The sequence below is a fragment of the Chitinimonas naiadis genome, from assembly GCF_054780835.1.
Map to the genome: position 1 here is coordinate 68,464 of NZ_BAAGVO010000009.1, position 22,675 is coordinate 91,138.

Below are 22,675 nucleotides of genomic sequence, written 5' to 3' on the forward strand. Positions count from 1 at the left end.
CTAAGCCTGTATAATGGGCAGTGACGTGATCTGTGCGCCCATTGCCAGCGGTAGGCGTACAGCAGCATCGAGGCAGGCCCCGGCCTGCCTCATCCGGACGCTGCCATGACCCTGCCTCGCGCAGTCAGCACAGCATCCAGCAAGCCCGTACTACCGCCATGCAGGGACAGCGCACGTCGCGCTGTGGACAGCACCTGCCGCATTTACCTTATGTCTGAGCCTGTTGCGGCAACGCGGCAGTCCTAAAAGCAGACCTACTAACCAAGCGTGTTGCAGCGTGCCACTGGCCGCCTTGATGCGCCGGAGAATTTATCGAGCATGGCAAAAGAAGAACTGATTGAAATGGAAGGCGTTGTCACCGAAGTGCTGCCAGATACCCGCTTCCGCGTGAAGCTGGAAAGCGGCATGGAACTGATCGCCTACGTCTCGGGCAAGATGCGCATGCACCGCATCCGTATCCTCGAGGGCGACAAGGTAACGGTCGAGCTGTCCCCGTACGACCTGACCAAGGCACGTGTCAGCTTCCGCCACAAGGACGAGCGCGCACCAGGCGCCGGTGGCGCACGCCGCCCGGGGCAATACAACCGGCGCTAAGCCGCTTGGCCCCACTTGTAGAAACGGCACTCCAGGGTGCCGTTTTGCATTTCAGCCGGCCATCAGGCAGGTCGTCGCACCGATGCACCCCATCGCCCGTGGCTGGCTAGAATGCCCGCTCTCCTCGCGGTCCACACTCACAAGGTGTCCCCTGCATGACCCTGACGCGCCTGATCGGCCAGTTCGTCCGCCAGAACTGGCGCCCCTATGTGCTCTCCGCGCTGATGCTGGCCGTCATCGGCCTCCTGACCGTGTGGATCCCACGTCAGGTCGGCGCCGTGGTGGATGGCCTGGTGGCCGGCACGCTGCACGGCGACGCCTTGGCCTGGCGGCTGGGTAGCCTGCTGCTGGCCGGCATCGGCATCTACTTCCTGCGGGTAGGCTGGCGTCTGCAACTGTTTGCAGCCTCCTTCCGCCTCGGCGTGGAACTGCGTACCCGGCTCTATCGCCACCTGTCGCTGCAAGGCCCCAGCTTCTACCAGCAACAACGCACCGGCGACCTGATGGCCCTGGCCACCAACGATGTCGACGCGGTGGAAATGGCCTCCGGCGAGGCCATGCTGGCCGGCTTCGACGGCAGCCTGACACTGCTCATGGTGATCGCCATGATGACGCTGGGCATAGACTGGCGCCTGGCCTTGGTCGCCCTGCTACCGTTCCCCTTGATGGCGCTGGCCTTCTGGCGCATCTCGGAACGCATCCACCACGCCAGCCGCGATGCCCTGGAGCGCTTCAGCGACCTCAACGACCATGTGCAGGAGAGCCTGTCCGGTGTACGTACCTTGCGCGCCCTGGGGCTGGAAGCACGCAGTACCGAGCAGTTTGCCACCCTGGCCGAGCGCGCCGCCAACGCCAGCCTGCGAGCCCAGCGCTGGGAGGCTGCCTATGAGCCTGCCGTCGGCCTGACCCTGGTCACCGCCAGCCTGCTGGCGCTCGGCACTGGCGGCTATCTGGTCTGGCAGGATGCGCTGAGTATCGGCAAGCTGACCGCCTTCACCATGTATCTCGGCCAGCTGATCTGGCCGATGTTCGCCGCCGGCTGGGTACTGTCGCTGCTGGAACGCGGCCGCGCCGCCTGGGGCCGTCTGCAACCCATACTCGATACCCCGCTCAGCATCGAGGACCACGGTACGGTCGCCACCCTTGCGCCTGGCGCGCTGGCTTTCGACAAGGTCCGGTTGCGCTACCCCGGCCAGGCCAGCGACGCACTGCAACAGGTCAGCTTCAGCCTGCCGCCGGGCCAGACACTGGGTCTCGTCGGGCCGACCGGGTCGGGAAAGTCCAGCATCGTCCGGCTTATCCTGCGCCAATACGCCGCCCAATCCGGCGGCACCCGTTGGGGCGGCGTGCCGCTGGCCGACTACCAGCTCGAATCACTACATGCCGGCATGAGCTGGGTGCCGCAGGAACCCTTTCTGTTTTCCGCTTCGGTGGCCGATAACATCGCCCTTGCCAAGCCAGACGCCAGCCGCGCCGAGATCGAAGCCGTCGCCCGGCTGGCTGCGGTTCACGACGATATTCTGCGTTTCCCGGAAGGCTACGATACCCCGGTCGGCGAGCGCGGCGTGACGCTGTCCGGCGGCCAGCGTCAGCGCGTGGCCATCGCCCGCGCCTTGCTGACCGACGCGCCGCTGCTCCTGCTGGATGATGCCCTGTCGGCGGTCGATACCCAGACCGAGACCGACATCCTCGGTCACCTGCGTGACCAGCGCCGCAATCGCACCGTGATCATCGTCAGCCATCGCCTGTCCGCCGTCATGGACGCCGACCAGATCCTGGTGCTCAAGCACGGCCAGGTCAGCGAGGCCGGCAATCATGCCGAGCTCCTGGCGCAGGACGGCTGGTATGCCAGCCAGTGGCGCTACCAACAACTGGAGGCCAGTCTCGATGCCCTCTAAGCCCATGCCGGAAAGCAAGAACACGCGCCAGGCCATCAGCCTGCTGCGGCGTGCTGCGGCACCCGAACATCGCCACCTCTGGCAGGGCGCCGGCTGGCTGATGCTCGCCGCCGGCCTGGAGGCCCTCGGCCCCTTGCTGGGCAAGCAGTTCATCGACCGCCATCTGCTCCCCCGCCTGCTCGACTGGGGTGCCATCGTCGGCCTGCTTGGCGGCATGCTGCTGGTCGGCGGCAGCGCCAGCGTCATCCGCTACCTGCAACTGACCCGCCTCGCCGGCGTTGCCATGCGCTCGGTGCGCCGTCTGCGCGAAGAGGTCTACGGCCATGTGCTGCGCCTGCCGATGGCCTTCTTTGACCGGGCCATCACCGGCCAGTTGGTCAGCCGCGTCACCAATGACACCGAGCAGGTCAAGAACCTCTATGTGCAGGTGCTGTTCGTCATGCTGGACAGCAGCATCGTGGTCTGCGGCGCCATGCTCGCCATGGCCTGGCTCGATTGGCGGCTAATGCTGATCGTGCTGGTCATGCTGCCGGCGGTCATCGTGATCGTCTGGTTCTACCAGCGATTCAGCGCGCCGGCGGTCAGCCGGGCCCGTGAGCTGCGCAGCGAGATCAACGCCCAGATGGCGGAGAGCATTGCCGGCATGGCCGTACTGCAGGCCAGCAACGCCGAGCAACGCTTCAACGCCCGCTTCGATCGCACCAACCAGCAGCACTACGGCGCCCGCCGCTCAGAGTTGCGTGCCAACGCCTGGCTGCTGCGGCCCATGCTGGACCTGCTGAACGTCATCCTGCTTGTGGTGGTCATCCACAGTTTCAGCCTCCGCCCCTTGAGCGGGATCGAGGTCGGGGTGCTCTACGCTTTCGTCAGCTATATCGGCCGGGTGGTCGACCCACTGATTCAGATCACCCTGCAGTTCAGCCAATTGCAACAGGCCATCGTCGCCGCCTCCCGCGTCAACACCCTGCTGCAGGAACCGCGCCCGACCGTCATGGGCGGCCATGCCCGCATCAGCCGTGGCGAAGTCGAACTGCATGATCTTCACTTTGGCTACGCCGCCGGGAACCCGGTCATCCACGACCTGAGCCTGACCGTTCCGGCCGGCGCCTTCTTCGGCATTGTCGGCCATACCGGTAGCGGCAAATCCACGCTACTCAGCCTGCTGCTGCGCTTCTACACGGCCCAGGCCGGCCGCATCGTCATCGACGGCATCCCGCTGGCCCAGTTCAGCGACGATGATTTCCGCGCCGATGTCGGCCTGGTCCCGCAGGAACCCTTCCTGCTGGCCGCCAGCGTGCGCGACAACATCGCCATGGGTCGGCCGCTGACCGACCAGCAGATCGAGACCGCCGCCCGCGCCGCCCGCTGTCACGATTTCATCGTCGCCCTGGAGGCAGGCTACGCCACCCAGCTCGGCGAAGGCGGCGCCCGCCTGTCCACCGGCCAGAAGCAGCTGATCGCCATCGCCCGGGCGCTGGCCGGCCGGCCGCGCATTCTGTTCCTCGACGAAGCCACTGCGCATATCGACTCGGAAACCGAACAGGTGGTGCAGCAGGCGCTGACCGCCTTGCGCGGCCAGGTGACCATCATTGCCATCGCGCACCGGCTCTCCACCATCCGCGATGCCGACCAGATCGTGGTGCTGAACCACGGCCGGGTTGCCGAACTGGGCAACCACGACGCGCTCATGAGCCAGGAAGGCGGCATCTACCAGCGCCTCTACCTGCTGCAGCAGTTGGGCGACTAGCGCCTCAGCCACGCTCAGGCATAGGCCAGCGCCCCGCCGACCAAGGCGTGGGCGTCGTCAGCGGGGGCTAACCGCACCATCAGGTCCCAGTCCTGGCCCACGTCCCAACCCTGCTTCGGCAGGTTGGCGACGATGGCCACGCGCAGGACCTCTCCCAGCCCTTCGGACAAGCCGCCAGCAAACAGGAAGCGCTCCAGCCCGAGCGAAAAATGCAGCATGGCGACGGCGCGTGCCAGCGGCTCCGCAAAGCGCAGCAGATCCAGCTCCGTCCCCGCCGCCTGCGCCGCAGCAACACCGCGCTGCCAGGCCCGGCCGGAAGCCAGCGCCCCGAGATGGCCGCGTCCGCCGCAATCACAGAGCGGCGCATCGGGGCTGGGGTCGAACACCATATGGGTCAGCTCACCGCCCAGCCCGCCCGCCCCGACCCGAGGCTGACCGTCGAGAAAGACTTTGAGGCCGATACCCGAGCCGAGCGTGAACAGGGCGAAATCCCCTCCGTCCGCCACAAAGCGATAACCCGCCGCGGTGACGTCATTCATGACCTTGATCGCCATGCCCTGCAGCCGTTGGCCCAGCATGCCGGCCAGGTCAATCGGGCACAACGCTTGGCCATCCGGTCCCCACATCGTCGGCAGTGCCAGTACGGTTCCCTCACCCTGGATAGGCCCCGGAAAGGCTGCAGCCAGGGCCGATGCCCCGAAGCGGCTGCGCGCCGTCCCGGCGTAATCGACGATAAACCCCAATACATCCTCCAGCCGCTGTGCTGCCGGTGTAGCCGGCAACAACAGATGGTTGGGCGTGGCCCGGCGCTGCTGATCGATCAGGCGCCAGCCTTGCCCATCCAGGGCCACGCTGGCCGCGCGTAGATTGGTACCGCCAATATCGAAACTGACGACGACACGCTCGCCCATAGTTTTCACTCTCCACTCGTAGATCGCCGGCCTGAGCAGCTGGCATTGCCAAACATCATAGTTCGGCACCGGCCTTATGAAAACGATTTCAAACTCGATGCCTTATCTGGTGGTAAAGCCGCACCATGCCCGGCAAATCGGCCATTGGTCGATGGCCCCAATGGCAACGCGGTTGTTGCAGCGCAGCAATCGGGCGTACCATTCGACCGATAAAACTTTCAGGAAACTTACAGTGCAGCCTCATCACCATGGAGGCCAACCATGGGCCTGCCACTCTTAGCCTTGGCCATTGCGGCTTTCGGCATCGGCACGACCGAATTCGTCATCATGGGGCTGCTGCCGGAAGTCGCAGCCGACCTGGCCGTCACCATTCCTGCTGCCGGCATGCTGGTTTCCGCCTATGCGCTTGGCGTCACCATCGGCGGTCCCATCCTGGCCCTGCTCACTGCGAGATTGCCACGCAAGTCCACGCTGGCCGTACTAATGGTCCTGTTCATCGTAGGCAACCTGGGCTGCGCACTGGCGCCCAATTACATGTTGCTGATGGTGGCGCGGGTCGTCACCGCCTTCTGCCACGCCGCGTTTTTCGGCATCGGCGCGGTGGTGGCCGCCAGCCTGGTTGAACCCAGTAAGCGCGCACAGGCCATGGCCATGATGTTCACCGGCCTCACGCTCGCCAACGTGCTGGGCGTGCCGCTGGGTACCCTGCTCGGCCAGGCCACCGGTTGGCGTGCCACCTTCGCGGGCGTCGTCGTGATCGGCATCGTGGCGTTGCTGGCCGTCTTGCGCTGGGTCCCCAGCCAGCCGCGTAGCCAGGACGATAGCCTGATCAAGGAGATGGGTGTCCTGCGCAACCGGCAAGTGCTGATGGCACTCGGCATGAGCGTCCTCGCCTCGACCAGCATGTTCACCCTGTTTACCTATATCTCGCCCATCCTGCGCGAGGTCAGCGGCATCGCGCCACAGCACGTCGGCGGCGTCCTGCTGCTGGTTGGCCTCGGCCTGACCGTCGGCAACCTCGTCGGTGGCCGCCTGGCCGACTGGAAGCAGATGCCCTCCCTGTTGGGTGGCTTCAGCCTGATAGCCCTGGTGCTGGTGTTGTTCGCCTACGCCAGCGCCTATACCGTACCCGCCATCATCACACTGGTACTGTGGGGCGCCATCGCCTTCGGCGCTTGCACGCCCTTGCAGGCGCGGGTGGTCAGCCAGGCAGGATCGGCGTCCAGCCTGGCTTCCACGCTCAATATCAGCGCCTTCAACCTGGGCAACGCCCTGGGGGCCTGGTTGGGTGGCGCCGCCATCAGCCAGGGCACTGCCTTGCGCCATCTGCCGCTGATCGCCGCCCTTGCCGCGCTGGCCGGCCTGCTGCTGACCATCAGTGCCGCACTCCTGGAACGGCGGGTCCACAGGTCGCAGGCCCGATTGGTCGAGGCCAGCGCCTGAACGGCTAGCCAGCCCGCTGCGGTGACGATTGCCGGCGCTGCCATCCAACTTGAACGGCTGCCCTCGGGTAGCCGTTTTCGTTACCACCCCTGATTTGCGACAAGTCGGCCGACCTGCCTATCATCCGCTCCAATCCATCGCAGAGCACCGGCATGCCCACCCTCGACAGTACCCGTCACGGCAATCAGCTGGCCTTCATTGCCAGCCAGCAGGGCCTTGAAATCGGCCACCCTTCTGCCAGCCCCCTGCCGCCTGCCAAACTGGCACAACTCGATGCCAACAGCAGCAGTATCCAGGCGGTGATCGAATCAGGTCTGACGGCACAGGTTTTCAAGCTGCATCTGGGTGGCACCGACTATGCACTGAAAAAAGCACGTCCCGCCTGCCTGGTACAGAACCTCGATGGCCAGACCTCGTTTCTGAACGAACTGCAACGCCGTGGCGAGATCGCGGCGCTGCAGAAAAAGCAGGGCGGCTTTCGTGGTATCACCCCGGCGCTGTATGGTTCCTGGCTGGACGGTATCCTTCTCTCGCCCTGGCTCGATGGCAGCACGCCGACAGCCTGGGATGAACGCCAATTGCTGCAACTGTTCGACAGTGGCAGCGAGTTGATACGGCATGGTTTTTTCGAATGGGACTACAGCGCCGGCAACATGATCGACGACGGCAGCCAGCTCTGGCTGTTCGACTTCGGCTACATGTACCGTTTTGACCCGCTGCGTCAGTTCAATACCGCCAGCCAGGGCGACGACGCCCCCCAGTACCACCTGGCCGAACGTTTCGAGACGCGCAATTACTTCGCCCACCTGCTGACTCTGGAACAGACCGATGGCCAGGACAGCGCATTGGCCGCATTCCGGCTGGAGAAGGAAATCGCCTACGAGGCCTATCGTCGCCTGCGTGCGGACCTCTCCAGCATGGGTGCCACGGCCGACGTACTGGGCTGGCTGGATAGCATTACCAAGCACTGGCGACAGCGTCTGCAAAGTGGATTTGAAGCCCTGTTCTGGGAAGAAGGCTGGCGTTCGCACAGCCTGGATCTGGATGATGACCTGCGTGGCCAGACCTGCACGCCGCGTACGCTGGAACGCTGCGACTGGATGCTCAACGCCCTGCGCCACCAGTTCGACGCGCTGCTCGGCAGTAACGCACTCCAGCATGAATCCGGCGCCAGCACCCGCAAGAGCCTGATCAGCCGCTATGAGGCCTTCAGGAAACAGGCCGAAGGTTTTCAGATCACTGGGGCCCTGCCGAGATAGCGACTTGCCATTTTCGCAACCGTACGAAAATGGCAAGGCATTTCATCCAAATATCTCTTGTTGTTGCGAAAAAGCGAATAGTTCCTGATGCAATTTACAACAGATAACGCTTATTTACAGAATTCACGGTTAAAAATCAGTTTTTACTTATATTTCCATTTTATATAATAAATCAGTCACTTGCGGATTGCCCGTGCTATAGCGGCTCCGTACCATCCGATCCCGCACCCAGATAAGACCCTTGGGTGTGGTTCAGTTTCACGCTTGGTCAATACCTTGCTGGCGACCAGCCGAGGTAGCACGCCGGGCCCTCCTCGTTCTGCAATATCGGCAAGCGCCTTGCTGTACGGCCGTGCCGTTCCCGCTTTAAGTTTGAGAGATCTACGATGCAAATGAAGAAAATCGCTTCGGCTGTTGCCTTGATGGGCTTCGCCGGCATGACCCTGTCCGCCTTCGCCGCAGACGCCGCGCAAGCTGAAAAAATCGAAGTTATCGGTTCGAACATCAAGCGCGTGGCCAAGGAAGGCCCCGTACCGGTAGTGATCCTGAAGAAGGAAGAAATCCAGAAGACCGGCGCCTCGACCGTCGCCGAACTGCTGAAGAACAATGGCGTTGCCGGCGGTGGTTCCTTCGAGACCCAGTCCAGCGCCTCTTTTGTTTCCGGCGCGTCCGCAGTCGGTTTCCGCGGCCTGTCGGCCGGTGACACCCTGGTCCTTCTGAACGGCCGTCGCATCGCAGCCTACGGTGGCGCCCAGCAAAGCGGCTCCGATGGCGCCGTGGCCTTCGTCGACCTGAACTCGCTGCCGCTGTCGGCCGTGGAACAGATCCAGATCCTCAAGGATGGCGCGTCTGCCGTGTACGGCGCTGACGCGATCGCCGGCGTGCTGAACATCGTCACCCGCAAGGACTATCAAGGTTTTGAGACCAACTTCCGTGTTGGCGCCTATGGCGACGCCGGTGGTCAGGAAACCAAGGCCAACGCCACCATCGGCTTCGGCAGCCTGGTCGAAGACCGCTACAACGTGATGCTGACCCTGGAAGGCTCGAAGACCGATGCCATCTACTTCCGCGATCGCGACCTGACCAAGTCCTTCGACCATCGCGGCCAGTTCGCCGCAGGTTACGACGGCCGCTCGGGCTATAGCGACTACGGCAACTACTACACCACTGCGGGTGGCGTACCCAAGGCCGGCCCGAACTGCCCGGCCGAATTCATCCGCGCCGGCGTCTGCCGCTACGACTTCAGCCTGGTTGAACAGCTGCAACCGGAACAGACCCGCACCGGCGGCCTGCTGGTCGGCACCTTCGCCGTGACCCCGGACATCAAGGCCTTCTCCGAGCTGGCCTTCAACCGCAACAAGACCACGGTCGAGGGCCGCGCCTCCGCCCTGGGTACCGAAAACGACTTCCTGTCGGTCGATGCCTACCGCGGTCTCGCCGCCGGCACCACCGGCAATCTGGTTGCCAGCGCACTGGCCGTCCACGCGCCGGCCGGCTACTTTGCCGGCAACCCGGACAAGGTGTACATGAACACCCGTATCACCGAATACGGTCCGCGTAACGACGAGATCACCACCGACTCGCTGCGTGCCCTGGTCGGTATCAAGGGTACGTTCAATGACTGGAGCTGGGAAACCGCCCTGACCCAGAGCAAGACCAAGGTCGAAACGATCAACAACAATGAAGTCCGCAAGGACGTGCTGGCCGACCTGATCGTCAGCGGTGCCGCCAATATGTACGGCAACCAGAAGACCGGCATGGACGCCGCCCGCTACATCGGCTCGGATCACTCCGAATCCAAGCTGACCATGTTCGACTTCAAGCTGAGCGGCGAGCTGTTCCAGCTGCCGGCCGGCCCGCTGGCCATGGCCTTCGGCGGCGAAGCCCGCAAGGAAGAAATGAGCTCCCACGCCGATGAAATCAGCGCGGCAGGCCTCAAGACCGGTTCGGCTTCGACCAACACCAACGGCGACCGCAACCTGAAGTCGGCCTTCGTCGAATTCAACGTCCCGGTGTTCGATAGCCTGGAACTGCAACTGGCGACCCGCTACGACCGCTACAGCGACTTCGGTGGCACCACCAACCCGAAGGTCGCCCTGCGCTTCCAGCCGACCAAGTCCTTCCTGGTCCGCGCCAGCTACGGTACCGCCTTCAAGGCACCGACCCTGTTCCAGCTGTATGAAGCCCAGCAGGCTGGCGGTTTCAACGACTACACCGACACCGCCCGCTGCGCCGCCGGTGTGACCGTCGATTGCGACACCCGCCTGATCGAAGTCCGCAGCGGCGGCTCCGTCGCTGCCGGCTACACCCTGAAGCCGGAAGAGTCGAAGAACTACAACCTGGGCTTTGTCTGGGAACCGACTGGCAACATCAACACCAGCGTGGACTTCTGGCGCATCAAGAAGACCAATGCCATCACCCAGAGCGATGTGCAGACCCTGATCGACAACAACAGCCCGAACGTGATCCGCAATCCGACCGTGGATGGCGTACCTGGCTCGATCATCTATGTCCGCAACAGCTACTACAACGCCTACCGCCAGGACCTGTCCGGCGTGGACTTCGAAGTGAACGGCAAGTGGACCCTGCCTAACGGTGCCAAGTTCGGCAGCGGCCTGTCCCTGACCTATACCAACAAGTTCAAGCAGTGGAGTGCTGACGGCACCGAAGTGGTGAACCAGGTTGGTAACAACTTCTACTACGTCGCCGTACCGCGCTTGAAGGGCCAGAGCCGCTTCGACTACACCCAGGGCACCTGGAACGTGGCTTCGCAGGTCAACTACACCAGCAGCTACAGCGCGGACTACCTGGGCGCCGGCGCTGCCGAATCTCAGACCAAGGTCGCTTCCTACACCACGGTGGACTCGCAAGTCGGCTACCGCGGCCTGAAGAACACCGAACTGCGCTTCGGCATCCGCAACCTGTTCAACCGCGAAGCGGTCTACGTTGCCGGCTACGCCGCCGGTACCGATACCGCAATGTACGACGCCCGCGGCCGCTTCTACTACGCCTCGGTCAACTACAAGTTCTGGTAAGTCGAACGCGTAGTCATTGCAGCAAAAAACAGAGAGCCACCTTCGGGTGGCTTTTTGTTTGGGGCTCGCAGGTCGGCCTTATCGACCCATGCCGGCTGCCATGGCCGGTGCGGTCTTGGCCCACTCACCGAAATACACCAGCGACCTGGCCTCTTCGCGGCTGAAGTACTTTTCAAAGATGCGCAGCAAGGTGCCGTCCGCGCGCATGCGGTCGATCACCCCCCGCCACTTGTCCGCCTCGGCCGGCGAGATGGTCTTCTTCGACATGATCAGGCCATGCGGTACCGGTTTATCCTCGGTCTGCACGATGTTGACCAGGTCCCGCACGCCATAATCGTCCAGGTCGGAGTAGTCGAACGGCTCCACGATCACGGCCTGGATACGGTTCAGCGTCAGGTTGCGGTACAGGGCGTCATAGCTGACCGAATCGATCACGCGCTGATCCTGATCCAGATGGTCGACAAAGCGGTTGATCGCTTCGCTGTAGCGGAAACTGCGTATGACGCCGAGCTTGAAGCGCGGAATCGCCTCGAACTCGCTCAATTGCCTGACCTTGGTGTCCTTACGGACCAACAGGGTGTACTTGTTCGCAAAGTACCAGCCGAAACTCGCATAGCCATCTCGCTCCGGATTGGTAATACCGGACAGGCTGAAGTCGAGCGCGCCGGCCTCGATCAGCTTCCAGATGCGCGAGCGCGGCATCAGGCTGACCGTCACATGGCAGCCACTGCGCCGCATCAGTTCATCGCTGACATCTTTGTCGATCCCGCTATCGCTGCTCGCACGATAAAGCAGCCCGTGCTCATGCAAGGCCAGCGTCAGCGGCCGGCTGCAATCCGGCCCGTCAGCCGCCCACACCGGTACCGCACCTAGCAGGGTGCACAGCAGCATCATGGGCAGACGGGACAGACTGAACCGCATGGTTCACTCGTGACAGGGAGTCAGTCCAAGAATATAGCTGCCCGAATGGACGGCTGCCCAGCCATCCGGCGTGCGAATACGACCACTCACCCGGATGCCCGCATTTCATCAGCGCATAACAATCGCCTGCCATGCTCCGCCGGCTCTGCCTCCACCCGGTGACCTCGCCATGCGCTTATCCTTACTGCTGGCAGGCTTGACCCTGAGCCTGCTCTCCACGCTGCCGCAAGCGGCCAGCAACCCGATCAACATCGTCCAGGTTGCCGACCTGAGCGGACCAAATGGTGATACCGGCAAGGACTTCGTCACCGGCGCCCGGGTCTACCTGGACCAGCTCAACGCCCGTGGCGGCATCAATGGCCGCCAGCTCAACCTGATCGTCGAGGATGATGGTGGCGAGCCCGCCACCACCGTCAGCCTGAGCCGCAAGCTGGTCGCCCAGTACAAGCCCGTTGCCCTGTTCGGCTATTTCGGTGCCGACAACGTCCGCGCCGTACTCGCCGACAAGACGCTCAACAGCCAGCCAGCCGCGCTGGTCGCCCCCTATGTCGGCATCGACCTGCCTGCCGGTAGCCCGGTCTACTATCTACGCGCCAGTTCCGCAGAAGAAATCGCCAAGATCGCCCGGATCGCGGCCAGCAGCGGCCTCAACCGCATCGCCCTGGTCGCCGGCGACGACGCGCTCGGCCGCGGCATCAGCAACGAGATCGAGACGCGCCTGCGCGACAACAAGGCCCAGTTGGCCGGTCGCATCCAACTGCCCGCCAACAGCCTGGATCTCGACAAGGCGGCCGAGCAGCTTGCCCGGCTCAACCCGCAGGCGGTGATCCTGGCAGCCCCCACCATCAGCTCCGCCGCCTTTGTCCAGGCCTACCAGCGCCTGCGTACCGGCACCCCGTTCTATGCCCTGTCCTGGGTCAACCCGCAGACCTTGCAGGAATTTCTCGGCCAGGAAGCCGTGCGCTGGATCGCCGTCAGCGCCCTGGTGCCCTCGCCCTACAATCCGACCGCGGCCGTGGCGCGCGATTTTGTCGGCACGCTCAAGAAATTCCGCGATGAACCACCCAGCTATGCCTCGATGGAGGGGTATATGGCCGCCCGCATGCTGGCCGAAGCGCTCAAGAGCAGCAGCGACATGGGGCCAACGGCCCTCAAGCGTGCACTCGAAGCCTTCCGCGCCGACATGGGCGGCGTGAGTCTGCGGCTGGACGGCAATGGTCAGCGTGCTTCGCGTTACGTCGAGATGGGTGTCTTTTCCAGTAACGGCAAGCTGGTGAACTGACCTCCCCTGGCAGGCTAATGCCGCCCTGCCGGCATGGTCTTGCGCAACCAGTTGCCCACCTGCTTCGCATTGGCGGTACTGATGGTCGCCTGCGCGTCGGCAGCCCGCTCGATATGAAAGAACTGCCGCGGCTGATCCAGCACATAGGTCGGTCCGCGGCTGTCCTCCACCGCCACCCTCCCCTCGAACAGGCAGACGTTCTCCTCCTCGCCATCCTGCTCGGCAAAGAAGTCGGTGCCACGCACACCGATGGTCGAGGTCTGCAGTTTGACGGTCACCTCGCGCGGCTTGAGCTTGGCCAGCGTACCGGTGACAAAGCGCAAGGCCCCCTTCCCCAGGGCAAAGCCCTGCCTGACCAAGGCACTCCCCGCTCCCTCGGCCTGCTGCAACTCGTCGATGCGAAGACGGCTATCGCCGCCGATGTACAGCGTGCTGCCGTCAGGTAGCTGCAACTGGATACGTCCCTTGCTATCGGTCAGCAACACGCTGCCTTCCGCCAGGTGGGCACCCGATTTCAACGGTGTGAGCTTGCCATCAAGGTCCAGCCAGGCACTGGCTCCCACGCGCTTGACGGTAGCCTGCAAAGTCTCGGCCCGGCCCGGTTCGGCCAGGAAAGCCAATAGCAGAACCAACGTTGCACCATGCCATGACAGCAGACTTGCCATGAAACACTCCCTTTTTAACAAGACCTTAGCTTGCCCATGCGCGTCAAAGGCGCCCGATAACTTACAATAGCGGTTTGGGCGCCCGGTTACCCACCGTCTGCGCCCGTATTTCGCATTGAATATTGGACCACCTGCATGTTGCGCCTCAACGAACTCCGCCTGCCTCTCGACCACACGCCCGAAGCCCTGCCGCAAGCCATTGCGCAGCGGCTAAAGATCCAGCCGGCCGAGCTGCTCGACTACACGGTGTTCAAGCGGAGCTACGACGCCCGCCGTGGCCATCCCCTGACCCTGATCTACACCATCGATTTCCAGGTCCGGAACGAGGCTGCGCTCAAGAAGCGCATGGCCGCCGACAACAAGATCGTCGCGACGCCGGATACCGCCTACTACTACGTCGGTCAGGCACCCGAGCAGATCGCCCACCGTCCGGTCGTGGTCGGCTTCGGTCCCTGCGGCATCTTTGCCGCCCTGATCCTGGCCCAGATGGGCTTCAAGCCCATCGTGCTCGAGCGTGGCAAGGAAGTACGCGAGCGGACCAAGGACACCTGGGGCCTGTGGCGCAAGAATGTGCTGAACCCCGAATCCAACGTGCAGTTTGGCGAAGGCGGTGCCGGTACCTTCTCCGATGGCAAGCTCTACAGCCAGATCAAGGACCCGCGCTTCCTCGGCCGCAAGGTGATGGCCGAGTTCGTGAAGGCTGGCGCACCCGACGAGATCATGTACGTCAGCAAGCCGCATATCGGCACCTTCCGCCTGGTTGGCATGGTCGAGAAGATGCGCGAGACCATCGAGTCCCTCGGCGGCGAGATCCGTTTCCAGCAGAAGGTCACCGACATCCTGATCGAGGACGGCGCCGTGCGCGGCCTCACGCTGGAAAGCGGCGAGACCCTGCGTACCGATCATGTGGTGATGGCCCTGGGCCACAGCGCGCGCGATACCTTCGCCATGCTGCACGAGCGCGGCGTATTCATGGAAGCCAAGCCCTTCTCGGTCGGTTTCCGCATCGAACACCCGCAATCGCTGATCGACCGCGCGCGCTTTGGCAAGCATGCCGGCAACGAGCTGCTCGGCGCAGCCGACTACAAGCTGGTGCACCATGCGAGCAATGGCCGGGCGGTCTACAGCTTCTGCATGTGCCCGGGAGGCACCGTGGTCGCAGCGACCTCCGAGCCCAACCGCGTCGTCACCAACGGCATGAGCCAGTATTCGCGCAATGAGCGCAACGCCAACGCCGGCATCGTGGTTGGCATCACCCCCGACGACTACCCGGGCGATGTGATGGCCGGCGTCGAATTCCAGCGCCAGCTCGAATCGCATGCTTTCCTGCTCGGCGGTGGCACCTACGAGGCGCCCGGCCAGTTGGTCGGCGATTTCATCGCCAACCGGCCGTCTTCCGCCTTGGGCAGCGTCGAGCCCTCCTACAAGCCAGGCGTCAAGCTCGGGGACCTCAGCACCAGCTTGCCGGCCTACGCGATCGAGGCCATACGCGAGGCGCTGCCGGCATTCGGCAAGCAGATCCAGGGCTTTGACATGCACGACGCCGTCTTGACCGGCGTGGAAACCCGCACCTCCTCCCCCGTCCGCATGACCCGTGGCGAGGATTTCCAGAGCCTCAACGTCCGCGGCCTGTTCCCGGCGGGCGAAGGCGCCGGCTACGCTGGCGGCATCCTGTCCGCAGGAGTGGACGGCATCAAGGTCGCAGAGGCCGTCGCACAGAGCATGCTCAAGGCCTGATTCCGCCCGTCAGTGAAAAATACCGCAAGCTGGTAGGTCGCTTATATTATGATTTCGTCATATTTAAAAGCAGACGACATCCCCATGCACTCACTCCGCCTGGCCCTTGCGGCTACCATGCTTGCCTGCCTCGCCGCCTGTGGCGGCGGAGGCGATGGCGGCAGTACCCCCACCACGCCGCCGCCATCAGCCGGCGCACCGGTCATCCAGTCCTTCAGCGCCAGCGCTATCTCCATCCAGGTGGGGCAGTCCACCACCCTGAGCTGGCAGGCTAGCGGAGATAGCAGTTACAGCATCAATCCTGGCGTTGGCGTCGTGACCGGCAACAGCACCACCGTGGCACCGGTCAGCACGACCACCTACACGCTGACCGCCAGCAACGCCTCCGGCAGCAGCAGCGCCACCGTCATCATCACGGTCAGCACCACGCCGGGCACCCCAAGCGCCCAGTACGGCAATATCAACGGCGCCAGCCTGGGTGCAGGCGGCTCGCTCAACGGTGCAGTCGCCTTCCCGGCCGACAATGCCTGGAACAAGGACATCTCCGGCGCACCGGTCGATGCCAACTCCGCCAACCTGATCAGCACCATCGGCGCCGGTCGTGGTCTGCATCCCGACTTCGGCGCCGGCCTCTATGACGGCGCCCCCATCGGCATCCCCTATCAGGTGGTCAGCGGCAGCCAGGCCAAGGTCAATATCCGCTTCACCGCCTATGGCGACGAGAGCGACCCCGGCCCCTTCCCGGTACCCGCCACCGCGCCAATCGAAGGCCAACGTCCTGACGGCGGCAGCTTCGAAGGCGATCGCCACGTCCTGATCCTCGATCGCGATAATAACCGGCTCTATGAACTCTACCGGGCCTTCCCCCAGGCAGATGGCAGCTGGAATGCCGACTCGGGTGCCGTCTTCCATCTCGACAGCAACACCGTACGCCCAGGCGGCAAGCCGGGCTGGACCAGTGCCGATGCCGCCGGCCTGCCCATCTTCCCGGGTCTCGTCCGCTACGACGAAGCCGCCAGCGGCGTCATACGCCATGCGATCCGCTTCACCGTCAGCCAGTCCCGTCGCGCCTACGTGCCGCCAGCCACCCATGCTGCATCGAGCAGCACCGACGCCAACCGTCCTCCCATGGGCATGCGGGTCAGGCTCAAGGCCAGCTACGCCATCCCGGCCAGCTTCAGCACCGAGAGCCGTGCCATCCTGCAGGCCATGAAGACCTACGGCATGATCGTCGCCGACAACGGCAGCAACTGGTACCTCAGCGGCGCCCCCGATCCACGCTGGAACAATGACAAGCTGCTGAGCGAGCTCGGCAGCGTCAAGGGTGGCGATTTCGAGGTCATCCGCATGGACGGCCTGGTCGTACCCTGAACCAGGCAACTCGTCATGAAAAAGCCGACGCCAGCTTCGCAGCTGGCGTCGGCTTTTTCCGGGTGACAGGCCACGGGCATCCGGCACCGTGTCAGACACTTCCTATCGCTTCTCCAGCTTGACCACGCGCGCAATCTGGCCCGCGGTAAAGCTGCTGTCGCGCGCATACGGCGCACAATCGATCGGTCGGGTCAGTGTGCTCGTCACGGCAAACTGTCCCGCATAGCGCCAGCGATCGCTTTCCTGGCGCAGGAAGACCGGGATGGGCTCGGCCTGCCTCGACAACGTCCTGCCTGCCGCCCGTGCCGCCGCGCCGCTGTTGCACAACACGACCTCGGGTGCCTGCGGATTCAGGTCCAGCCGCAGACAGGCCGCGACAACCTTGCCCTTGCGGACTGGCAGGAAAGCCTGCTTGTTACCGCCGCAGCGCGCGTGGATATCCTCGCGGCTGTAGTCCTTGCCTATTTCAAACATGCGTTACTCCCAAAGAGCGCGCGGTAGCGACCGCGCAAGCCGGGAGACAATATCGGGAGGGAAATCAAACTGGCATAAAACTGCGGCCCATCCCCATAAAGGCCGCGTAGCCAAGAAGGCGTGGTGGCAGGTAGGGCAATACGCCGGTGCCGAATCAGGCCGGCGTCTGCCAAGGGGCCAGCAAGCCCTGCGCCGCCCAATGCGCCTCCAGGCGCTGCCAGACCTGCTCTTTCTCGGCGTCGCTCATGCAGACCCAGTTCGCCACCTCGACAAAGCTGCGGCCACAACCCATGCAGGTCTCGTCACCGAGGGCGGTGGAGCAGAGCGCAACGCAGGGCGAGTCGGGGCGGGCTTGGGTCATAGGGGCAGATCGCTCAGGCGGAGAAAGTCGGCATTGTAATGGGGGCCAGCCGACACCCCTAGCTCAACCGCCGGATGGCGCGGCTACCAGCGCCCCTTGACCGGCACCGCACGCAGGATCAGCCGGCTATAGGTCTCCTGCACGCCCGCCCGTTCGCGCAGGGCTTCGATCAACCTGACCAGATCCTGCTGATCGGCGCAGGCGGTACGCAACATATAGTCAAAGGAACCCGTCAGCAGCGTCGCCTCGACGATGCCCGGGATGGTCTGGATGACCGCTTCAAAATGCTCGGCACTGATGCCCGGCCGCATCTTCACGTCGATCAGCGCCTCCAGTGGCAAACCAAGCGCCGCAAGGTCCACGCTGGCATGAAAGCCCCGCAGGCTGCCGCTGGCCTGCAAACGGCGCACCCGTTCGGCCACCGCGTTGGCGCTCAGGTGCACCTGCTCGCCCAGTTCCCGATAGCTCAGGCGCGCATCCTGCCGCAGCAGATCGATGATATCTCTGTCTATCTTGTCCATCACAGCGTTTTCACTTGTAGTTCTTCACATATTCTACCGATAACGTCGCCAAACGCAGCCATCACCTAGCTAAAATCCATCACACGGTTTTTTATATTATCCAACGAGGCCGATACATGCCCCCCACCCTGCACCTGCAAGCTACCGCACTCGCTTTGGCCCTGAGCGCCACCACACTTGGCGCCGCCATCGCCGCGCCGGCCGACATGCCTGTCGATGCCACCATCCGCCAGGAAGTGATCAGCAATACCATCCAGTACCTGAAAGCTGACTATGTCTTTCCCGATGTCGCCGGCAAGATGGCCGCAGACCTGCAGGCAAGGCAGAAACGCGGCGACTACAACCAGATCACCAGCGCCCTTCGCCTCGCCGAACAACTGACCAGCGACATGCAGGCCATCAGCCACGACAAGCACTTGCGTGTGCGGTACCGAGAGGAGGCCATCGCCGAGGACAAGGTGCAGGATGACGAATCGCCGGAAGAAATCGCCCGCTACGAGCGGGAAGCCAAGGGTCGCAACTACGGCTTCCGCAAGATGGAGATGCTGGATGGCAATATCGGCTACCTGCGGCTGGACAACTTCGAAGAGCCCTCGGTCGCCGGTCCTACGGCAACCGCCGCCATGACCTTCCTGTCCGGTGCCAGCGCGCTGATCATCGACCTGCGCAGCAACGGCGGCGGCAGCCCGGAGATGGTGCAGTGGCTGACGTCCTACCTGTTCAGCACCACGCCGGTCCATTTGAACGATCTCTACTACCGGCCACAGAACGCGACCACCCAGTACTGGACCCACGCCTACGTACCCGGACCACGCCTGAGCAACACGCCGGTCTACGTCCTGACCGCCAAACGGACTTTCTCGGCGGCCGAGGAGTTCAGCTACAACCTCAAGAACCTCAAGCGCGCCACCCTGGTTGGCGAGACCACTGGCGGCGGCGCCCATCCTGGCCGCAGCTACCGGGTGCAAGCGCACTTCCAGGTCTTTGTCGCCACGGGGCGCGCCATCAACCCCATCAGCAAGACCAACTGGGAGGGCACCGGCGTCACGCCGGATGTCGCCGTCGCTGCGACCGATGCCCTGACCACCGCCCACAAGCTGGCACTCGAAGCGACCGTCAAGAACAGCCAGGACGCCGACAACCGCAAGCGCGCCGAGATGGCACTGGCCAGGCTGGCGCAATAGCCTAGGTGAGCTGCAATGAAAAACGGCACCCGCGGGTGCCGTTTTTCATTGTGGAACGCTTTCTTACGCCGACTGCAAGGTCGGACGTGCGGCAGGCTTGCTCGGGAAGGCATGCCGGAAGATGCGCACGAGCACGGTAAAGAACTGGCCGACAAAGCTGCCCGTATTGTAGTGCTGACCGTAGCGCTGGCAGATCTCGCGCACTTCCACCGCCATGCTGGCGTAACGGCGGGCCGGCAGGTCGGGAAACAGGTGATGTTCGATCTGATGGCTGAGGTTACCGGTCATGAAATGCAGGAACCAGGAGCCGCTGAGGTTGGATGAGCCACGCAACTGCCGCACATACCAGGAGCCACGGGTCTCGTTTTTCAGCACCGAGGCCGGAAACACCTCAGCATCCTCGGTAAAGTGGCCGCAGAAGATCACCGCGAAGGTCCACAGATTGCGCAGCAGGTTGGCCACGGCATTACCGGCCAGCACACCCAGGAAATTCGGGCCTGCCAGCAGCGGGAAGAACACATAGTCCTTGATGAACTTGCGCCAGAGCTTGCGCTTGAACGCCGGCAGCTTGGCCTGCAGCTCCGCCTTGCTGACCTTGCCCTTGAGGTAACGGTCAAGCTTGAGGTCGAAGATCGCGATCGCGTATTCGAACAGGACAGCCTGCAACAAGGCCCACAAGGGTTGCAGCAGGTAGAACGCGCGCCAGCGCTGTTCGGGGAACACCCGCACCGTACCGTAGCCGATGTCGTGATCCTTGCCGAGGATATTGGTATAGGTGTGATGCTGGAAATTGTGGGTATTGCGCCAGGCATCGCTGGTGCAGCTGTGGTCCCATTCGAAGGTCTTGCCGGAGAATTCCGGATCGTTCATGAAGTCGTACTGGCCATGCATCACATTGTGACCCAGCTCCATATTGTCGACGATCTTCGAGAACGCCAGCAGCAGTACCCCGGCGATCCAGGTCGGTGGGAAGAAGCCGGCAAACAGCATCAGCCGGCCGGCCACCTCGGCAATGCGGACACTGGTGCGTACTCGGCGGATATAACGGGCATCCACTTCGCCGACATCGGCAATATGCCGGTTGCGCAAGGCATCCAGCTCCTGGCCGAATGCATCCATTTCCTGCGGGGTAAGAGTACGGCTCTGTGCCATGGCTAGGGTCTCGCGTGGTCTACAGGTCGAGGATCACATCACCCACCGGCGCGGTAATGCACAGGCGGATGGTTTCATCGGGTTCAATCGAAATCTGGCCGGTACGCAGGTCGCGTACAGCGCCTTCGCGCTTGTGGCAGGTACAAGTATTGCAGATACCCATGCGGCAACCATGGGCCGGGCGCAGGCCATGTGCCTCGGCCTGTTCGAGCAGCGTCCCGCCGGTACGGCCTGCCAGTTGCCGCTGTGACCGGCTGAAGGTCAGCATGACGGGCTGGTCATCCTCCACTTGCCATATCGGTGGGCTGAAGGATTCCACCGCGAGACCGGCCAGGCCGCCCTGTTCGGCGACCGCACGGACCGACTCGGTAAAGCCAAAGGCACCGCAGGCATAGGCGTGCCGCTCGGCGGCATCCGGGACCAGTTGCTGCAATTGTGCGGCACTGAAACGACCTTGCGCCTCGCCAGCCGCGCCGCTTTCAGCGGTCAGGCAAACCTGCAACCGCAGGCCTGGCATGGCAGCCAGCTCATCCAGATAAGCCAGCTGACTGCGCTGGCGACCGTAGTAGAGCAGGACCACGTCACCCTGATGGCCCGCCACGGCCAAGCTGCGCAACATCGACAGCAAGGGGGTGATGCCGCTACCCGCGGCCAGCAACAGAAGTTTGGACGGCACGCTGGCAGGCAGCACCAGACTGCCCATGGCCTGGCTGATCTCGACGTACTGCCCGACCTTGGCGGTTTCATGCAGGTGGCCGGAGACCAGACCGTCGGCCTGACGTTTGATGCCAATCTCGATCCGGCCGCCGGACGACAGCATCGGACTGTAATAGCGGGTGTGGCGCACACCCTTGATCTCGATCGTCACTGCAATATGCTGGCCCGCCTGCATACCTTGCCAGTGCCGGCTCGGTGCCAGGATCAGCGCCAGCGTGGCATCACCTTGCTGCTGCCGCGCCTCGATACGCGCGAACACGCGCCGCAACTGCAGTTGCGGATTCAGCAAGCGACCGTAGTAATCAAAGACGTCCTCCCGCAGCCAGCCCCGCAGGGGGCGAACTAGTGGCAGAGCGGCGTTGGCAAGAAAGCCGGGGAGCAAGGGCACGGCAGCAACCATTTCAGTGAACGTATGTTTACCAAGATGCCAGTCATCGGCTTTTCAGTCAACAGTTGTTCACTAAATATTCTGTATCGCTGTTCGGAGTGCGCTCCGCTCTGCTACATTGCGCCGCTAGGGGAGCATCAATTCGAGCGCGTTCCCGACATTCTGCTCACCGCCCGGCCCGACCGGGCGCCATGTGGGGGCAGAAAATAAACATACTTGATACCGATCCACCCGTTCCCCCTCCTCCGCCGTTGCAAGGGCGCCTTGCTGCCGTTCGCAACAGGGGGATTTAATCCAGGGATCCCTTGGGTCTCATTTAATTAGATAAAGATGTCATCTTGCTGATCCGTGCCGAAAAAAAGCAGCAGACCCGCCAGGCGCTGCTCGATGCTGCCCTGCAGCTCATGGCTAGCGGCCAGGGCCTGAGCACCATTAGCCTGCGCGAAGTCACGCGCCAGGTCGGCATCGTCCCGGCCGCCTTCTACCGCCACTTTGCCGATATGGACGAGCTGGGCCTCGCCCTGGTGGAGCAGGTCGGCTCAAGCTTTCGCGAGGCGATCCGCCTCGTACGGCGCAATGAATTCGAGCAGCAAGGTGCGATCAATGCCTCGGTGCACATCTTTGTCGAATATGTCGTTGCGCATCGGCAGTTGTTCCTGTTCCTCGCGCGTGAGCAATACGGCGGCTCCGCCGTCGTCCGACAGGCCGTCGCCACCATGCAGCAGCACTTCGTCGACGACCTGGAAGCCGACCTCGCCCAAAGCACCAAGCTGACCCACCTGACCCGTGCCGATTACGCCGTGGTCGCCAACCTGATCGTCAAGACGGTGTTCTCCACCCTGCCCGAACTGATCAACCCGCCGTGCGATCCAGCCACGATCAGCCGCAGCCCGGAGCATCAGCTGGAAGACAAGATCCGTTTCATCCTGATCGGTGCCAAGCACTGGCGCGGTATTGCCGCAGGCATGGGCAACGATTCCTGATAGCGGGCATTGCCTGCCAACCCGTTCCTATC

General features: G+C 63.4%; 19 protein-coding genes. 11 read left to right on the forward strand and 8 right to left on the reverse strand.

All coding sequences use genetic code 11. From position 1 onward, the window contains the following. The first annotated feature begins 318 nt into the window (after positions 1-318). From infA to ACYVHK_RS23475, 3 genes are all read left to right on the forward strand, one after another. Positions 319-594, forward strand: coding sequence for a translation initiation factor IF-1 (infA, locus tag ACYVHK_RS23465; protein WP_460537262.1), 276 nt, complete (start codon positions 319-321; stop codon positions 592-594). A 155-nt stretch (positions 595-749) separates the two neighbouring features. Next, entirely contained in the window at positions 750-2,492 is a 1,743-nt protein-coding gene (locus ACYVHK_RS23470; RefSeq protein ID WP_460537265.1) for an ABC transporter domain-containing protein, read from the forward strand. Beyond that, positions 2,482-4,239: an ABC transporter ATP-binding protein gene (locus ACYVHK_RS23475; RefSeq protein WP_460537267.1), complete on the forward strand. Its 1,758-nt coding sequence runs from the start codon at positions 2,482-2,484 to the stop codon at positions 4,237-4,239. Before ACYVHK_RS23470 ends, ACYVHK_RS23475 begins: the two co-directional genes overlap by 11 nt. 14 nt (positions 4,240-4,253) lie before the next feature. Here the strand turns inward: ACYVHK_RS23475 and ACYVHK_RS23480 are convergent, their stop codons facing one another. Then, positions 4,254-5,150, reverse strand: a complete 897-nt coding sequence (locus tag ACYVHK_RS23480; RefSeq protein ID WP_460537269.1) for an ROK family protein — start codon at positions 5,148-5,150, stop codon at positions 4,254-4,256. 261 nt (positions 5,151-5,411) lie between these two features. Here ACYVHK_RS23480 and ACYVHK_RS23485 point away from each other — a divergent pair, with 261 nt between their 5' ends. The 3 genes from ACYVHK_RS23485 (at position 5,412) to ACYVHK_RS23495 (ending at position 10,887) form a co-directional block, all read left to right on the forward strand. After that, positions 5,412-6,593 (forward strand): MFS transporter, encoded by a 1,182-nt coding sequence (locus ACYVHK_RS23485; protein WP_460537271.1) that lies wholly within the window; start codon positions 5,412-5,414, stop codon positions 6,591-6,593. 152 nt (positions 6,594-6,745) lie between these two features. Then, positions 6,746-7,852, forward strand: a complete 1,107-nt coding sequence (locus ACYVHK_RS23490; protein WP_460537273.1) for a protein kinase family protein — start codon at positions 6,746-6,748, stop codon at positions 7,850-7,852. A gap of 386 nt (positions 7,853-8,238) precedes the next feature. Then, entirely contained in the window at positions 8,239-10,887 is a 2,649-nt protein-coding gene (locus ACYVHK_RS23495) for a TonB-dependent receptor (protein ID WP_460537275.1), read from the forward strand. 78 nt (positions 10,888-10,965) lie between these two features. On the opposite strand, the gene ACYVHK_RS23500 is transcribed toward ACYVHK_RS23495, so the two are convergent. Then, entirely contained in the window at positions 10,966-11,808 is an 843-nt protein-coding gene (locus tag ACYVHK_RS23500; RefSeq protein ID WP_460537277.1) for a substrate-binding periplasmic protein, read from the reverse strand. 169 nt (positions 11,809-11,977) lie between these two features. Here ACYVHK_RS23500 and ACYVHK_RS23505 point away from each other — a divergent pair, with 169 nt between their 5' ends. Then, positions 11,978-13,090 (forward strand): ABC transporter substrate-binding protein, encoded by a 1,113-nt coding sequence (locus tag ACYVHK_RS23505; RefSeq protein WP_460537279.1) that lies wholly within the window; start codon positions 11,978-11,980, stop codon positions 13,088-13,090. Between the two features lie 14 nt (positions 13,091-13,104). Here ACYVHK_RS23505 and ACYVHK_RS23510 read toward each other — a convergent pair whose 3' ends face one another. Continuing rightward, positions 13,105-13,755 carry a FecR family protein gene (locus ACYVHK_RS23510; protein ID WP_460537281.1) on the reverse strand — a complete coding sequence of 217 codons (651 nt, stop codon included), beginning with the start codon at positions 13,753-13,755 and terminating at the stop codon, positions 13,105-13,107. A gap of 135 nt (positions 13,756-13,890) precedes the next feature. On the opposite strand from ACYVHK_RS23510, the gene ACYVHK_RS23515 reads away from it, so the two are divergent. Beyond that, complete coding sequence (locus ACYVHK_RS23515; RefSeq protein WP_460537283.1) at positions 13,891-15,492, forward strand: NAD(P)/FAD-dependent oxidoreductase; 1,602 nt, start codon at positions 13,891-13,893, stop codon at positions 15,490-15,492. Positions 15,493-15,576: 84 nt separating this feature from the next. After that, positions 15,577-16,863, forward strand: coding sequence for a hypothetical protein (locus ACYVHK_RS23520; protein ID WP_460537285.1), 1,287 nt, complete (start codon positions 15,577-15,579; stop codon positions 16,861-16,863). A gap of 102 nt (positions 16,864-16,965) precedes the next feature. On the opposite strand, the gene ACYVHK_RS23525 is transcribed toward ACYVHK_RS23520, so the two are convergent. The 3 genes from ACYVHK_RS23525 to ACYVHK_RS23535 all read right to left on the reverse strand — a co-directional run bounded on the left by ACYVHK_RS23525 (position 16,966) and on the right by ACYVHK_RS23535 (position 18,219). Beyond that, positions 16,966-17,337: a DUF6697 family protein gene (locus tag ACYVHK_RS23525; protein ID WP_460537287.1), complete on the reverse strand. Its 372-nt coding sequence runs from the start codon at positions 17,335-17,337 to the stop codon at positions 16,966-16,968. A gap of 154 nt (positions 17,338-17,491) precedes the next feature. Next, positions 17,492-17,698, reverse strand: coding sequence for a DUF1289 domain-containing protein (locus ACYVHK_RS23530; RefSeq protein WP_460537289.1), 207 nt, complete (start codon positions 17,696-17,698; stop codon positions 17,492-17,494). Between the two features lie 83 nt (positions 17,699-17,781). After that, positions 17,782-18,219 (reverse strand): Lrp/AsnC family transcriptional regulator, encoded by a 438-nt coding sequence (locus ACYVHK_RS23535; protein WP_460537291.1) that lies wholly within the window; start codon positions 18,217-18,219, stop codon positions 17,782-17,784. A 116-nt stretch (positions 18,220-18,335) separates the two neighbouring features. Between ACYVHK_RS23535 and ACYVHK_RS23540 the strand changes: the two genes are divergently transcribed. Next, positions 18,336-19,403 (forward strand): S41 family peptidase, encoded by a 1,068-nt coding sequence (locus ACYVHK_RS23540; RefSeq protein ID WP_460537293.1) that lies wholly within the window; start codon positions 18,336-18,338, stop codon positions 19,401-19,403. Between the two features lie 63 nt (positions 19,404-19,466). On the opposite strand, the gene ACYVHK_RS23545 is transcribed toward ACYVHK_RS23540, so the two are convergent. Together ACYVHK_RS23545 and ACYVHK_RS23550 are read right to left on the reverse strand one after the other, a co-directional pair. Continuing rightward, a complete protein-coding gene (locus ACYVHK_RS23545; protein ID WP_460537295.1) occupies positions 19,467-20,555 on the reverse strand; it encodes a fatty acid desaturase family protein in 1,089 nt (362 codons plus the stop codon). A gap of 19 nt (positions 20,556-20,574) precedes the next feature. Beyond that, positions 20,575-21,660 carry a ferredoxin reductase gene (locus ACYVHK_RS23550; protein WP_460537297.1) on the reverse strand — a complete coding sequence of 362 codons (1,086 nt, stop codon included), beginning with the start codon at positions 21,658-21,660 and terminating at the stop codon, positions 20,575-20,577. A 338-nt stretch (positions 21,661-21,998) separates the two neighbouring features. Here ACYVHK_RS23550 and ACYVHK_RS23555 point away from each other — a divergent pair, with 338 nt between their 5' ends. Continuing rightward, complete coding sequence (locus ACYVHK_RS23555; RefSeq protein WP_460537299.1) at positions 21,999-22,643, forward strand: TetR family transcriptional regulator; 645 nt, start codon at positions 21,999-22,001, stop codon at positions 22,641-22,643. Positions 22,644-22,675: the final 32 nt, after the last annotated feature.

Bases quoted from the DNA above. Each gene is read 5' to 3' on its own strand.
- infA (WP_460537262.1), top strand. From the start codon at position 319: ATGGCAAAAGAAGAACTGATTGAAATGGAAGGCGTTGTCACCGAAGTG.
- ACYVHK_RS23535 (WP_460537291.1), bottom strand. From the start codon at position 18,219: ATGGACAAGATAGACAGAGATATCATCGATCTGCTGCGGCAGGATGCG.
- ACYVHK_RS23525 (WP_460537287.1), bottom strand. From the start codon at position 17,337: ATGTTTGAAATAGGCAAGGACTACAGCCGCGAGGATATCCACGCGCGC.
- ACYVHK_RS23470 (WP_460537265.1), top strand. From the start codon at position 750: ATGACCCTGACGCGCCTGATCGGCCAGTTCGTCCGCCAGAACTGGCGC.
- ACYVHK_RS23485 (WP_460537271.1), top strand. From the start codon at position 5,412: ATGGGCCTGCCACTCTTAGCCTTGGCCATTGCGGCTTTCGGCATCGGC.
- ACYVHK_RS23520 (WP_460537285.1), top strand. From the start codon at position 15,577: ATGCACTCACTCCGCCTGGCCCTTGCGGCTACCATGCTTGCCTGCCTC.
- ACYVHK_RS23545 (WP_460537295.1), bottom strand. From the start codon at position 20,555: ATGGCACAGAGCCGTACTCTTACCCCGCAGGAAATGGATGCATTCGGC.
- ACYVHK_RS23540 (WP_460537293.1), top strand. From the start codon at position 18,336: ATGCCCCCCACCCTGCACCTGCAAGCTACCGCACTCGCTTTGGCCCTG.
- ACYVHK_RS23500 (WP_460537277.1), bottom strand. From the start codon at position 11,808: ATGCGGTTCAGTCTGTCCCGTCTGCCCATGATGCTGCTGTGCACCCTG.
- ACYVHK_RS23505 (WP_460537279.1), top strand. From the start codon at position 11,978: ATGCGCTTATCCTTACTGCTGGCAGGCTTGACCCTGAGCCTGCTCTCC.
- ACYVHK_RS23475 (WP_460537267.1), top strand. From the start codon at position 2,482: ATGCCCTCTAAGCCCATGCCGGAAAGCAAGAACACGCGCCAGGCCATC.
- ACYVHK_RS23495 (WP_460537275.1), top strand. From the start codon at position 8,239: ATGCAAATGAAGAAAATCGCTTCGGCTGTTGCCTTGATGGGCTTCGCC.
- ACYVHK_RS23530 (WP_460537289.1), bottom strand. From the start codon at position 17,698: ATGACCCAAGCCCGCCCCGACTCGCCCTGCGTTGCGCTCTGCTCCACC.
- ACYVHK_RS23515 (WP_460537283.1), top strand. From the start codon at position 13,891: ATGTTGCGCCTCAACGAACTCCGCCTGCCTCTCGACCACACGCCCGAA.
- ACYVHK_RS23490 (WP_460537273.1), top strand. From the start codon at position 6,746: ATGCCCACCCTCGACAGTACCCGTCACGGCAATCAGCTGGCCTTCATT.
- ACYVHK_RS23510 (WP_460537281.1), bottom strand. From the start codon at position 13,755: ATGGCAAGTCTGCTGTCATGGCATGGTGCAACGTTGGTTCTGCTATTG.
- ACYVHK_RS23480 (WP_460537269.1), bottom strand. From the start codon at position 5,150: ATGGGCGAGCGTGTCGTCGTCAGTTTCGATATTGGCGGTACCAATCTA.